The sequence below is a fragment of the Sodalis-like endosymbiont of Proechinophthirus fluctus genome (assembly GCF_001602625.1).
In the GTDB taxonomy this organism is placed as follows: Bacteria; Pseudomonadota; Gammaproteobacteria; order Enterobacterales; family Enterobacteriaceae.
The window spans coordinates 2,446-2,798 of record NZ_LECR01000001.1; the positions used below are offsets into that span (position 1 = coordinate 2,446).

Genomic DNA, 353 nt, shown 5'->3' on the forward strand with positions numbered 1-353 from the left:
CAGCCGTTCCTCGGTGCAAGACGATCCTCTTCTGGCACTGCTGGAGGATTATAACAAGGGCGATCTGGCGCGCACTTTGCCGCCGGAATCCCAGGCACCGCAGGCCGGGAAGGCCGGGCGAGATCGACCTGTGGTAGTGATGCTCGATCCGGGCCACGGAGGCGAGGATCCCGGCGCTATCGGTAAATACAAAACCCGCGAAAAAGATATTGTTCTGCAGATAGCTCGCCGCTTGAGCGCGCTGATTAAACGAGAGCCGAATATGCAGGTTTACATGACCCGTAATGAGGATGTGTTTATCCCGCTGAAGGTGCGGGTGGCCAAGGCGCGAAAACAGCGGGCGGATCTGTTCG

At 58.4% G+C, this 353-nt stretch carries 1 pseudogene; it reads left to right on the forward strand.

Going from position 1 to position 353, the window contains the following annotated elements:
- Positions 1-353: pseudogene (locus BG74_RS15120) on the forward strand (N-acetylmuramoyl-L-alanine amidase); the annotation flags it as partial.